Genomic DNA, 12,899 nt, shown 5'->3' with positions numbered 1-12,899 from the left:
CGCCGCAAGCGGTGGGCAGCTTCTGTTTTCAAAGATACTCGCTGGCTCGGGTGCGTGGGGTATCAGCCCAAAAAAGCCCCGGCCAGGGCGGCCGGGGCTATCATGTTAAACGCTGCAAAGGCGGACCAGCCTTTACAGTGGGTTCTTCAAATCTTTGGGGAAGGCCTTCTGCACGTGCTCGACTTTGGGGGCCGATACGTGGGCGATGTATGGGTTTTCGGGGTGCAGGCGGTAGTAGCCCTGGTGGTAGGCCTCGGCCGGCCAGAATTTCTGGAAGGGCACCACCTGGGTCACAATTTTGCCGCTGTATTCTTTCGAGGCATTGACCCGGGCAATGGTGGCCTCCAGAATCTGCTTCTCCTCCGGCGTGCGGTAGAATGCCACCGAGCGGTACTCGGGGCCCGCGTCGGGGCCCTGGCGGTTGAGCTGGGTGGGGTCGTGCGAGGCCGTGAAAAAGATGTCGGCCAGCTTTTGGTAGCTCACCACCTTGGGGTCGTAGTAGATCTGCACGGTTTCGGTGTGGCCGGTGGTTTTGTCGGCTACTTCCTCGTAGGTGGGGTTGGCTTTGGTGCCGCCGGCGTAGCCGCTCACCACCTGCTTCACGCCCTTTATCTGCTCAAAAGCCTCCTCCTGGGCCCAAAAGCACCCCCCGGCAAAGGTGGCTATTGCCAGGCCCTTCAGGTTAGTTGGGGCGAAGCCGGCGGTGGAGCGCGGCGGGTTCTGAGCATCGGCTGGCTGCTGCGAGCCGCACGCCACCGTGAGCGCCAGCAGGCCGGCGCTGGCAAAGGATTTCAATCGGTTTTTCATGGAAAAGAGAAGACAGAAATAGTGCCGAAACCGGCGTTTTGTGGAGGTAGACGCCCGTCGGAAGCAAACCTTTCACCGGAGCCAGCGCCTCAGTAATTCTATACGAAGTAGGCTGCTGTCTGGCTTGCGTGGCTAGTAGCAACACAAGAAAGTAGCTGTTAATAATGTTCAGCTTGAGGAGGCCCGAACCTGTTTAGTTGGATAGCTTTTCGAGTTATATTTTTACTTTGTACGTATAAATGCGTATCGAAAAGCGCCTTTGTAAGTATTGAGTGGTATATTGGGTAAGTATTTTGGGCTTTTCTGTATCCTTCGCTACGTATTAGCCGTAGCAGGCCGCACTGCCCTAATCCGATGCTATGTCTTTGCAAACGCTACACGAATCCCCTCATCTCACCATTGCCTATGACCACCTGAATGAGTGGTTGCATGCCGACTGGACTGGCGACCAGAACCTGACGAGCGTGCAGGACGGATGCCAGGAAATGCTGCGGTTCATGGTGGAGCATCGGAGCAGCAAAGTGCTAAACGACAACACGCGCGTGACCAGCATGTGGAGCGATGCCTCGGAGTGGGGCGGGCGCGAGTGGTTTCCGGCCATGACGGCCGCCGGGCTGAAGTACTTTGCTTGGGTGTACTCGCCCAATGTTTACAGCCGCCTCAGCACCGACCTCACGCTGCAGTTCACGGCCGAAGGGCCGGTAGTGGCTACGTTCGACGATATGGATACCGCCCGGGAGTGGCTGAAGCAGATGTAGGGACTCCCGCCTCCCGGGCCTGAACCTATTTGCTGTATTTTTGTCTGAAAGCCTACTTACGTGCGGCTACTTTCTGCCGCGCCCGTTTTCAGCACTTTATGGCCCCAGCTCCTACCGCTTTTACCGTTGCCACGGCCCCCGAGCCCCACCGCGGGCGCACCCGCCAAATCATCCGGGCCCACCCCGAGGTGAAGCAGCTCATGGCGCGCAACCCCGCCACCTTACTCATTGGGTTGGGCTGCGTGGCCGCCCAGGTAGCGCTGGCCTACCTGCTCCGCAATCAGGCCTGGTACTGGACCATCCCGGTAGCTTACTTGGTGGGGGCGTTTTTCTCGCACACGCTGTTCGTGGTCATTCACGAGGCGGCCCACAACCTGGTGTTCAAAAGGCTGTGGCAAAACGTGGCCACCGGCATTCTGGCCAACTTCCCGTCGGTGTTTCCCACGGCCATCAGCTTCAAGAACTTCCACATCAAGCACCACGTCTTTCAGGGCGTGCACGAGCTCGACGCCGACCTGCCCGACTGGTACGAGGCCAAGCTGATTCACAACTACAGCATCGGCAAGGCCATCTGGCTGTTTTTCTTCCCGCTGTTTCAGGTTATTCGCACGGCGCGCTGCCGCGAAGTGGCCACCATCGACCGGTACGTGGCCGCCAATATTGTGGCCCAACTGGCCTTCGACGTGGCCGTGGTGTACTTCCTGGGCTGGACGGCGCTGCTCTACCTGTTCCTGAGCTTCTGGTTTTCGGTGGGGCTGCACCCGCTCGGCGCCCGCTGGATTCAGGAGCACTACCTCACCCTTAGCCCCGAGCAGGAAACCTATTCGTACTACGGCCGGCTCAACGGCATCAACCTCAACGTGGGCTACCACAACGAGCACCACGACATGCCCAGCATTCCGTGGAACAACCTGCCCAAGCTCAAGCGCGTGGCCCCCGAGTTCTACGAGCCGCTGCTGGCCCACACCAGCTACACCAAGCTGTTTTTCAAGTTCCTGTTCGACCAGGAAATCAGCCTTTATTCCCGCATCATGCGCAAGGAGCGCGGCACGGCCACGCTCAAGGACCAAAGCGTGCCGGACAAGGAACTGCTGTCGGCCTCCTGACTGCCCCGCTAATTTAGAGGATTCCAAGATGCACATGACCAGAATGGTTGGGTACGCCTATATTTGGCTTGGCCTATACTAACCGGACCACTCTAAGCGGCGGGTTGGGGTGTGGTGCTTTCCTGTATCCTCTACCCAATACTACGTGCTGCTTTCTACCCGTTTGCGTTCGCGCCGGCTTTTGTCTCTTTTCGCCGCGTTGGCGCTGCTGGCCGGGGCGGCTGCTTTCCGCACGCCGCCCAACGATGAGTTGGTGCAGCGCATTATGCAGGGCGTTCAGCGATTTTACGGCGCGGCTTTGCCCGAGAAAGCCTACCTGCACCTCGACAAGGCCTGGTACACCGCCGGCGAAACCATTTGGCTGAAAGCCTACGTGGTAGATGCCCGCCAGCACCGGCCCGATACGTTGAGCAAAGTGCTGCACGTGGACCTGCTGAATGCCAACAACCAGGTAGTGGCCCGGCGCAACCTGCTCCTGGACGCGGGCCTGGCGCCCGGCGACATCGCCCTGCCCGACACTCTGACTCCCGGCAACTACACCCTGCGCGCCTACACCGGCTGGATGCGCAATGCCGGCCCCGACTTTTTCTTTTCCCGCCGCGTGGCCGTGTGGCCCGCCGCGCCGGTCGATGCCCCCGATTCAAAGCCGGGGGCGGTGCGGGCGCGAGCGGCGGCGGCTTTTCGCGCCGCTGCCGCCGTGGCGGCTCCGCCCGACGTCCAGTTTTTCCCCGAAGGCGGCAACCTGATTGCGGGCCTGGAAAACACCGTGGCCTTCAAAGCTACCAACCACAACGCCCACGGTCTCGACATGCAGGGCCAGGTGTTTGATGCGGAAAACCACTTGGTAGCTTCTTTTCGCAGCAGCCATTTGGGCATGGGCACCTTCACGTTTACGCCGGTGCCAGGCCAGCGCTACCACGCCGTGGTGGCCCCGGCCGCCGTGCCCATGACGGTGGCCTTGCCGGCAGTGCAGCAAGCGGGCTACCTCCTGCACGTAGTCACGCTGCCCAACGATTTTCTGGTCGCTATCCAGAAGCAGGGGGGCGGCGCCGGGCCGGTGCTGCTGGTGGGGCAGGTGCGGGGCACGGTGGCTTACGTGGCCCGGAGCCAGATGGCGGGCACCGAAACCTTTGCGATGCACATTTCCAAAAGCAAGTTTCCGGGCGGCATTGTGCACTTTACTTTGTTTGATGGCCAGGGCAACCCGCTGGCCGAGCGGCTGGCCTTTGCCCAAACCCAGTCGGCCTTGCGCGTCACGCTCACCCCGGAACGGGCCAGCTACCGCGCCCGCCAGCCCGTGCGGGTGCGCGTGTCGGTGGCCGATGCCACTGGCCAGCCCGTCGCGGCCAACCTCTCGCTGGCGATTACGGACAGCGAAGGTGCCGGCGCCGGCCCCGAAGACATTGCCTCGCACCTGCTGCTCACTTCCGACCTGGCCGGCTACGTCGAAAACCCCAATTACTACTTCCAGAATCCCACCCCCGAAACGGCCCAGCACCTCGATGCGCTGCTGCTCACGCAGGGCTGGCGGCGCTTTGTGTGGAAGGCCGTGCTGGCGGGGCAGGCCCCCGTGCGTGACTATGGCGTCGAACGCTCGTTGGGTATTTCGGGGCAGGTGACGCAGCCCAACGGCAAGCCCGTGCCCAACAGCAAGCTCACGTTCCTGGAGTCTTGGCCCACCAAGCAGGTGCTCACGGCGGTGGGCAACCCCGGCGGCTACTTCCTGTTCGCCGGCTTCGGCGGCTGCGACACCACCCGCGTAACCTTGCAGGCTCGTGCCAAAGACGCCCGGCCCGTGGTGCTGCACCTCGACGCGGGCCCGCCCGTGGCCGCCCGCCCACTGCCGCCGCTGCCCCTGCAGGCACCGGTAGCGCTGGCCGAAGCCCTGAGCCGCAGCCAGCAGCAGCGGGCCACCGAGCGTAAGTTCCGCCTCGACACTACCAGGTCCATCCTGCTCGGCGGCGTCACAGTCCGGGGGGCCAAGGCCCAGCCTGTCGACTCCCGCCGCCTGCACTCGCCCGACGATGCCACGGTGGTCAACATGGCGGCTTTGCCCAAATCCAATCTTACGGTGCTGGACTACCTGCGCGGGCGCGTGGCGGGGGTGAGCGTATCGGGCGATATCCGCAACCCCAGTGTAATAATTCGGGGCGGCAGCACCATCACGGGCAATGCCAGTCCCCTGTTCCTGCTCGATGGCGCGCCCGTCGGCTTTCAGGATATTGCGAATTATCAGGCATCCGAAGTAGAAAGCATTGAGGTGCTGAAGGGGCCCCAAGCGGCCATTTACGGCAGCCAGGCAGCCAACGGCGTGATTGGCGTATACACCCGCCGCGGCAGTCCGGCCTACAAGCCGTCGAGCGAGTCGGCGCCGGGCGTGGTTGTGCTGAACATGCCGGGCTACCACTGCGGCCGCGAGTTTTACGTGCCCCGCTACGATTCCCCGCACACCAACCGCGAATTTCCTGATACCCGCCGCGCCACGCTTTACTGGAACCCCTCGGTGCGCACCGACGCAGCCGGCCAAGCCGAAGTAACCTTCTTTACTTCTGACGCCAAAGGCGGTTTTCAACTTCAGGCCGAAGGCTTGTCCGGTGCCGGCCAGCCGGCGCAAGGCCGCGGAAGTTTGCGGGTAGAGTAGGCCGGGTGGCGCGCGCCCGATTCATTATTGAGCTGGAAACTTGCTTGCGCTCAGCATAATGCCGGGGCGCAAAAAAGCCAAAGCAGCTGCTTCGGAAGAAGCAGCCGCTTTGGCGTAATGGCATCGCGAATTAAGCAGCGGCTTGTGCCTGCTTCACGAACTGTACGTTGATAATCAGCTTCACGTCGTCGCCGAGCACGATGGAGCCGGCTTCGGTCACAGCGCCCCAGGTCAGGCCGAACTCTTTGCGGTTGATTTTGCCGGATACCTCGAAACCTGCCTTGTGGTTGCCGTAGAAATCGACGGCTTCGCCGCCGTATTCGGCCTCCAGGGTTACGGGCTTGGTCACGTCTTTCATCGTGAGGTTGCCGGTGAGCTTGTAGGTGTCGCCGCTTTCTTTCACAAATGAAGTCGACTCGAACTTGATGTGTGGGAACTTAGTCGCGTCGAAGAATTCGTCGCTCTTCAGGTGGGCATCGCGCTGCTCCTGGTTGGTATCCACGCTGGCCACGTCGAGCGAGAACTCAATTTTGGCGTTTTCAAACGAGTCGCCTTCGGTCTGCATCGAGCCCTGGAAGGTTTTGAACGAACCCGTGACGGTGGAAATAACCAAGTGCTTGATTTTGAACTGCACTTCGGAATGGGTGGGGTCGAGTACCCATTTGGTGGCGGTGGAGGTTGCGGTCTCGGACATGGGGGTGAAGATTGAAAAGGTGAATGTTGAAGGCAAAGATAACAAATGTTGCTACATGAAATGTTGGTACATCAATTATCTTTGATGCCCAAACGCCGTCCCCCTGAGAAAGTTCAAACGCCGCGCGTGGCCGAAGGTTGTATTGTGGTTAAGTCTCCGATTTTAACGGGCTTGCCGCTGTCGATGCTGTGGCGGGCGCCGATGCCGATGAGGCAGGCCATGGCCCCGTCGCGGGTGCCGGCGGCCTGGCGGTAGGGGTCGTTGCCATCGGGGGCGAAGATTTGCTTGCGCAGGCGCACGTCGCCGCCGCCGTGGCCTTCTTCGTTGTTGGGAACGCGAATCAACTCGCGCTTGCCGAAGCTGGTGGTGAGCTGGATTTCGTCGAAGGGCTCTTCCTCCCACGGCTGCTTTTCCTTAATCCAGGCTTCGAGGCGGCCCTTGGTGCCGTTAAAGGCAATGCGGTAGCCCTCGTAGGGCGAGTAGGTGGTAAGCGAATAGCTGACCTGCACCTGGTTGGCGTACTTGATTTGCACGGCCATCTTGTCGAAAATGTCGATGTCTTCGCGCCACACGCAGCCGTCGCGGTGGTAGTTGTCGTACTTCTCGTTGTCGGCGTAAATGGCCATCAGGCGCTTGTCCTTGGTCATGTCCCAGTAGAAAGCGCACTTGTCTTTGTGCGGGCAGGGGCGGCAGTTGGTGTGCCGGAAGGCGTTGTTCTTGCCGTAGAAATTGAGCTGACCGTAGGCAAACACCTCCTCCGGGTCCGACTCCAGCCACCAGTTCAGCAGGTCGAAGTGGTGGGTGGCCTTGTGCACCAGCAGCGAGCCGCTGTTTTGGCGCAGGCGGTGCCAGCGGCGGAAGTAGTCGGCGCCGTGGTGCACGTCGAGGTACCAGTGGAAATCGGCCGATTCAATTTTGCCAATCACGCCCGAGCGCAGCAGCTCGTAGAGCTTCTGGCGGTGCGGCGAGTAGCGGTAGTTGAAGGTCACTTTTACCTTCTTGCCGGTGCGCTTTTCGGCATCGAGAATCTGCTGGCACTTCTTCTCGTCGGTGGTCATCGGCTTCTCGGTCACGATGTCGGCCCCGTACTCCATGCCCTTTACAATGAATTCGTTGTGGGTGGCATCCACGGTGGTTACGATGAGGACGTCGGGCTTGGTTTCCCGCATCATCTTGTCGAAGTCGGTGTAGGTGGGGCAGCTCACGCCCAGCATCTTTTTGCCGGTGGCCACGCGGCCGGGGTTGATGTCGCAGAGGCCCACAAACTCCATGCTGCGGCCGTGTTCGGCCAGTACGGGCGTGCCCCACATGCCCAGGCCGCGGTGGCCGGTGCCCACCATGGCCACCCGTTTCTTTTTGGCCAGGGCCAGCGCCGAGGCCAGCGCGTTGTTGGTAAGCAGCGAGCCGGCCAGCGCCGTGCCGGTAAGCTGCGTGAATAAGCGGCGTTCCATAGGATGGGAATTAGGATGGTTTCGGCCCGTAAGTTGGTCGCATCCTGGAAGATTATCGCCAGGTTGAGCTGACTATAATTGCGCAATCGATGCCGGAACCTGGGAGTAGGAGGGGTAAAGCAGAGCCTCATGCTCCTATGCCTCTTGTCGTACTGACGCGCCGCTTGCCATGCTCCCGCGCCTCTTGTCATGCAGAGCGCAGCGAAGCATCTTATCGCTGCGGAACGAATCGTTCGAACGTGATAAGATGCTTCCTTCGTCAGCATGACAAACGATTAAAGACAGGCGATTGGGATTAGTTGCACAGTAGAGATGCTTTGATAAGCGGACAGTAGATGAAGCATGACGTTCTTTAGTGCTGATTTCATAGACAGCTTCAATTTCATGCGTCGTTTGTTGCTAGGCGGGCTGCTGGGCCTGTCGGGGTTGAGCCGAATTCAAGCCCAAAGCCTTCCTGTATTGAGCCAAAATCCGCCTTCCTTGCGCTGGCAGGAGGTGCGCACGCCCCACTTCCGGGTGCTGTATGCGGGCGGTATCGACGCGGCGGCCCAGCGCACGGCCGCGCGGCTCGAGCAGCTGCATGGCCCCGATGTGGCTACCCTCGGGGTGAGCCCGCGCCCCATCAGCGTGGTGCTGCAAAACCAGACCACGGTCAGCAATGGCTTTGTGACGTTTTTGCCCCGGCACGCGGAATTTTTCACCACACCGCAGCAGGGCCTCGACCTGGGCACGCTGGACTGGCTCGACGGCTTGGCCGTGCACGAGTACCGGCACGTGGGCCAGTTTGAAAAAGCCCGACAGGGGATAGGCCGGGTGCTGGGCCCGCTGCTGGGCGACGGCGCGCTGGGCGTGGCGGCCGTGGGCGTGCCGCAGTGGTTTTTTGAAGGCGACGCCGTGGGCACCGAAACCGCCCTCACGCGCAGCGGGCGCGGGCGCATCCCCAGTTTCGACGTGGGGCTGCGGGCCAACCTGCTGGCCGGCCGCCGCTACTCCTACCAGAAGGCCGTGAACGGCTCGCTGCGGGATAATGTGCCCAACTGGTACGTGTTGGGCTATTTTATGACGTCGTATTTGAAAACGCACTACGGCCCGGCCGTATGGTCGTCGGTGCTCGACCATTACTACCGGTTCCCGTTCTATCCGTTCTCGTTTTCCGACGGCATCCGGCACAGCACCGGCCTCCGGGTAGAGCAGCTCTACGACCGCACTATGGCGGAAATTGACTCGACCTGGCGGGCGCAGCAGGCCGCCCAACCTGCTAGCACGCCGGTACGGGCACTGATAGCCAATGCTTCGGAGAAAGTATTCACGCGCTACCAATACCCGCAGTACGTGACCGACAGCACCGTGCTGGCCTTGAAGTCGGGCCTCGACGACGTGCCGCAACTCGTGCTGTTGAGCCGGCACGGAGCCGAGCGGCGGGTGTTTGTGCCCGGCCAGCTCAATATTCCTGAAATGCTGTCGGTGAACGGGGGCAAGGTGGTGTGGCCCGAATTTCAGCAGGATGCCCGCTGGGGCCAGCGCATCGCCTCGGAGCTGAAGGTGCTGAACCTGGCCACCGGGCAGCTCACCCGGATTGGCAAAGGCGCGCGCTATACCGCCGCGGCCCTCTCACCCGATGGGCAGCGCCTGGTGGCCACGCGCACCGATGCCGCTTACCACCACGCCCTGGTCATCCTGGATGCGCAAACTGGCGCCGAAATCCAAACCCTGCCCAACACCGCCAACGACTTTTACCAGCAGCCCCGCTGGCACCCCGATGGCCGCCACGTGGTGGCCGTGACGCTGAGCGCCGCCGGCAAAACCATTGTGGTGCTCGACCCTGCGGCCGGCACAACCAAGGCGCTGCTGCCCGTGGCCAACGTGAACCTGGCCAACCCGCAGCCCTGGCGCGATTTCGTGCTGTACAATTCCTCGCAGTCGGGCACCGACAACCTGTATGCCGTGAGCGCGCGCACCGGCCAGAACTACCGGGTGACGTCCCGGCCGCTGGGCGCCTATCACGCCGCGGTGTCGCCTGATGGCCGCTCGCTGGCTTTTCACGACTACCAGGCCACAGGAGAGCGGGTGGTCGAAATGCCGCTCGATTCCACGGCCTGGGTGCCGGTGCCCACCGCCACAGCCGATAAAGTCGGCCCCTACGCCGAGGCCCTCACGGCCCAGGAACCGGCCGGCCAGCTCGTACCGCGCCTGTTGAGCCAGCCCAATTCGGATGCGCCGCGCTACGGCGTGCAGCGGTATTCGCCGCTGCGGCATGCGTTCAACCTGTTCAGCTACGGGGTGGTGCAAAGCCCGACGGGCAACGCCGTGAGCCTGGGTGTCCGGTCGCAGGATTTGCTGAACACCACGCAGGTGTTTGCCGGCGTGGGCTACGACCAAGTGGAGCGCACCGCCAGCGTGGTGGGGGCCGTGAGCTACCAGGCCCTTTACCCTGTAGTGGACGTGGACGTGACCTACGGCGGGCGCGATGCCGCCGTGCTCTACCGGGGCAGCACCGTCCGCGACCAGTGGCGCTACACCCGGCTTACGGCGGGCCTGCGCCTGCCGATCAACCTCACGCACTCCAAGTTTTTTCAGGCGCTGTCGGTGGGCACCTACTACCTGCACGAGCAGGTATACGACTATAACCTGCCCACCCGCAAATACTACGAAACCGGCCCAAATCAGCCCCTGAACGCCCTCCAGACCACCGTGAGCTACGCCAATCAGCTCAAGCGCAGCGCCCGCGACGTGGCCCCGCGGCGGGGCGGCACGTTCCTGGGCACGTGGCGCACCACGCCCTTCGGTACCGGGCTGCAGGCCCGGCAGTGGGCGGCGCAGGGCAGCGTGTTTTTGCCGGGCCTGGCCAAGCACCACGCCCTGCGGCTGCGGGCCGGCTACCAATGGCAGGACCAGGCGCAGTACCAGTTTGTGCCCGCCGTGTCGTTTCCACGCGGCGAGGGCTACACCAGCTTCAACCACCTGCGCGTAGCCAGCGCCGACTACAGCCTGCCGCTGGCCTTCACGCATTGGGAATTGGGCCGTCTGCTCTACGTACAGCGCCTGCGGGCCACTTTCTTTGGCGACGTGGCGCAGGGAAATGACATCCGCGGCACCATCGGGCAGCAGAATTACCGCAATGTGGGCGTCGATGCACTGGTGCTGTTCAATGTGCTGCGCCTGCGCACGCCCATCGAGGCCGGGGTGCGGGTGGTGTACAGCTCCGCGCTGCGCCAGGTGGTAGTGGAGCCGCTGGCGTTTGATATCCGCCTGTGATGTGGCCGGCCTAGCCACTCACCACAACGCCCGACCAACTTGGCCGGGCGTTGTGGTTTACAGAGTGATGCATCAGGCTTAGTGCGAAGCGCCGGCCTCGCAGCTGGTAGCCGAGAGGTTGCTCAATACAAAGTGGGGCACCGGCAGCGGGGTGCTGTTGGCGGTGCAGAAGCGGGAGGCGGTCTGCTGGTTGGGGTCGTTGCGGTAGGTGAAGTACACGCGCTGGCCCACTTTGTTCAGGTTGCTGAGGTCGGCAAAATTGACGGCGGCAATAACGTTGGTGTAGTTGCCGGTGGGTTTGCCAATGGCCGAGGCCGCGTCAACGTCAATCAAAATGCCATCCATGCAAGCATCGCCCACCACCACGCCGGAGTAGCAGGGCACCGCCGAGTCGCTGTGCTTGCAGCTGAAAACGGTGAGGGAAAGCAGGGCGAAACTTAGAGCTGGCAGAATGCGCATAAACTGGAAAATATGTAGATAACGATAGTATGAAGCTGTATTCAAGTTCTTTGACCGGCGACCGAAAGCAAAGGTTGCGTCGGGCTCAACAGTTTCCTTGAGACACGGTAACGCCTCCTAATTGTTCAGATTGCGCTCACATTGTACCGGCCAAGGTCAAGAGTGGCAACCCGCCAGACGCAGTGGAGCTGACCTAAGCCGCGCCCTGGCGGCAAGCGTCTGGCTTGAGCTAAAACGTGCCTACACAACGGCCTTTTCGACCACCTCCTGCTCCACCAGCGGCTTTCTGGTCTTGCCCAGGATGTAGCGCAGGCCTTTGTCCTGCGTGACGTAGTTCCAGCCCCAGGTGAAGAACACCGAGAGGCGGTTGCGGAAGCCCACCAGGGAAATAATGTGGATAAAGCTCCAGACCAGCCAGGCCAGGAAGCCCCCCCAGTGGTATTCTTTGCCGAATAGTATCACATCGGCCACCGCGTGGTTGCGGCCGATGGTGGCCATGGCGCCTTTGTCGTCATACGTAAACGGTTGGGGCGCTTTGCCCACCAGCAGCCGGGCAATATTTTGGCCCAGGAGGCGGCCCTGCTGCAGCGCGGGCTGCGCCACCATGGGGTGGCCTTCGGGGTAAGCCGGGCTGCGCATGGCGGCAATGTCGCCGATGGCAAAAACGTGGTCGTGGCCCAGAATCCTGTTGTATTCGTCTACGCAGTAGCGGTTGCCGGGCAGCAGGCACTCCGGGGGCAGGCCCGCGAGCGGCGCCCCCGTGACCCCCGCCGCCCAGATGAGCGTGCGCGTGATGAGCTGCTTGCCGGTGCTTAGCGTGACCGTGAAGCCATCGTAGGATTTCACCCGCGCCTCCAGCCACACCTGCACCCCAAATTTCTGCAGCGACTCCAGCGCCTCCTGCGAGGCCTGGGCCGACATGCCCTTGAGCAGCACCGGCCCGCTCTGCACCAGGTGAATGTCCATCTGCTTGAAATCCAGCTCGCGGTAGTCCTTGGGGAAGACGTGCTTGCGCAGCTCGCTCAGGGCGCCGGCCAGCTCCACGCCGGTGGGGCCGCCGCCCACTATCACAAAATCGAGCAGGCTGTTGATTTGCTCCATGTCGCCGAGCTGCAGGGCCTGCTCAAAATTCGACAGCACGGTGTTGCGCAGCTCAATGGCATCTTCCACGCTTTTGATGTCAATGGCATTCTTCGCCATCTGGGCATCGCCGAAATAATTGGGCTCGGCCCCGGTGGCAATCACCAGGTAGTCGTAGCGCACCCGCCCGATGCTGGTTTCCACCAGTTTGGCGGCCGTGTCCACGGCCTGCACTTCGGCCAGCCGGAAGTAGAAGTTCTCCTGCTCGCTCAGGATTTTGCGAAATGGCGAGACCACCGAATCAGCATCGAGCCCGGCCGTAGCCACCTGATACAGCAGTGGCTGAAATGTGTGGTAGTTCTGCTTGTCGATAAGCACTACCTGCACTGGGGCGGTGGCCAGCGCCTTGGCCAGCTCCAGCCCCGCAAACCCGCCGCCCACAATCACCACGCGTGGCTTGCCGAGGTCGTCTATTTTGGTTAACCCTTCCATGCGGTAAATATGTGCGAATAGACGTGATGAAGTGATGAGAAAAGGCAGGAACGACACTCCTGCCTTTAGCAGGGAGGGGCGTTTGGCGTTCTTAAGCTATGGTGAAGCTGCTCGGTCCGAACTCTTTTCGGCGTGCGGGGCGTTTGGCCCGTACTT

At 61.8% G+C, this 12,899-nt stretch carries 9 protein-coding genes; 4 read left to right on the top strand and 5 right to left on the bottom strand.

The genetic code is table 11. The annotated features are described in order from the left end of the window. Window positions 1–132: 132 nt before the first annotated feature. Complete coding sequence (gene msrA, locus LJ738_RS09205; protein ID WP_227786039.1) at window positions 133–807, bottom strand: peptide-methionine (S)-S-oxide reductase MsrA; 675 nt, start codon at window positions 805–807, stop codon at window positions 133–135. 359 nt (window positions 808–1,166) lie between these two features. Here msrA and LJ738_RS09200 point away from each other — a divergent pair, with 359 nt between their 5' ends. From LJ738_RS09200 to LJ738_RS09190, 3 genes are all read left to right on the top strand, one after another. Then, window positions 1,167–1,565, top strand: a complete 399-nt coding sequence (locus tag LJ738_RS09200) for a hypothetical protein (RefSeq protein WP_227786038.1) — start codon at window positions 1,167–1,169, stop codon at window positions 1,563–1,565. A 98-nt stretch (window positions 1,566–1,663) separates the two neighbouring features. Next, window positions 1,664–2,671 carry a fatty acid desaturase gene (locus LJ738_RS09195; RefSeq protein ID WP_227786037.1) on the top strand — a complete coding sequence of 336 codons (1,008 nt, stop codon included), beginning with the start codon at window positions 1,664–1,666 and terminating at the stop codon, window positions 2,669–2,671. Between the two features lie 181 nt (window positions 2,672–2,852). Further along, window positions 2,853–5,312 (top strand): TonB-dependent receptor plug domain-containing protein, encoded by a 2,460-nt coding sequence (locus tag LJ738_RS09190; protein ID WP_227786036.1) that lies wholly within the window; start codon window positions 2,853–2,855, stop codon window positions 5,310–5,312. Window positions 5,313–5,442: 130 nt separating this feature from the next. Here the strand turns inward: LJ738_RS09190 and LJ738_RS09185 are convergent, their stop codons facing one another. Together LJ738_RS09185 and LJ738_RS09180 are read right to left on the bottom strand one after the other, a co-directional pair. Then, window positions 5,443–6,006, bottom strand: a complete 564-nt coding sequence (locus tag LJ738_RS09185) for a YceI family protein (protein WP_227786035.1) — start codon at window positions 6,004–6,006, stop codon at window positions 5,443–5,445. 113 nt (window positions 6,007–6,119) lie between these two features. Then, a complete protein-coding gene (locus tag LJ738_RS09180) occupies window positions 6,120–7,457 on the bottom strand; it encodes a Gfo/Idh/MocA family protein (protein WP_227786034.1) in 1,338 nt (445 codons plus the stop codon). Window positions 7,458–7,841: 384 nt separating this feature from the next. Between LJ738_RS09180 and LJ738_RS09175 the strand changes: the two genes are divergently transcribed. Further along, the gene (locus tag LJ738_RS09175) at window positions 7,842–10,712 is read left to right on the top strand and encodes a TolB family protein (protein ID WP_227786033.1); all 2,871 of its coding nucleotides are present in this window, start codon (window positions 7,842–7,844) and stop codon (window positions 10,710–10,712) included. A 78-nt stretch (window positions 10,713–10,790) separates the two neighbouring features. Here the strand turns inward: LJ738_RS09175 and LJ738_RS09170 are convergent, their stop codons facing one another. Together LJ738_RS09170 and LJ738_RS09165 are read right to left on the bottom strand one after the other, a co-directional pair. Then, the gene (locus LJ738_RS09170) at window positions 10,791–11,171 is read right to left on the bottom strand and encodes a hypothetical protein (RefSeq protein WP_227786032.1); all 381 of its coding nucleotides are present in this window, start codon (window positions 11,169–11,171) and stop codon (window positions 10,791–10,793) included. Between the two features lie 240 nt (window positions 11,172–11,411). After that, window positions 11,412–12,743, bottom strand: coding sequence for an NAD(P)/FAD-dependent oxidoreductase (locus LJ738_RS09165; protein ID WP_227786031.1), 1,332 nt, complete (start codon window positions 12,741–12,743; stop codon window positions 11,412–11,414). Window positions 12,744–12,899 lie beyond the last annotated feature (156 nt).

The organism is Hymenobacter plasmatis (assembly GCF_020711255.1).
Taxonomy (GTDB): Bacteria; Bacteroidota; Bacteroidia; order Cytophagales; family Hymenobacteraceae; genus Hymenobacter.
This window is presented reverse-complemented; position numbering and strand designations above follow the sequence as displayed.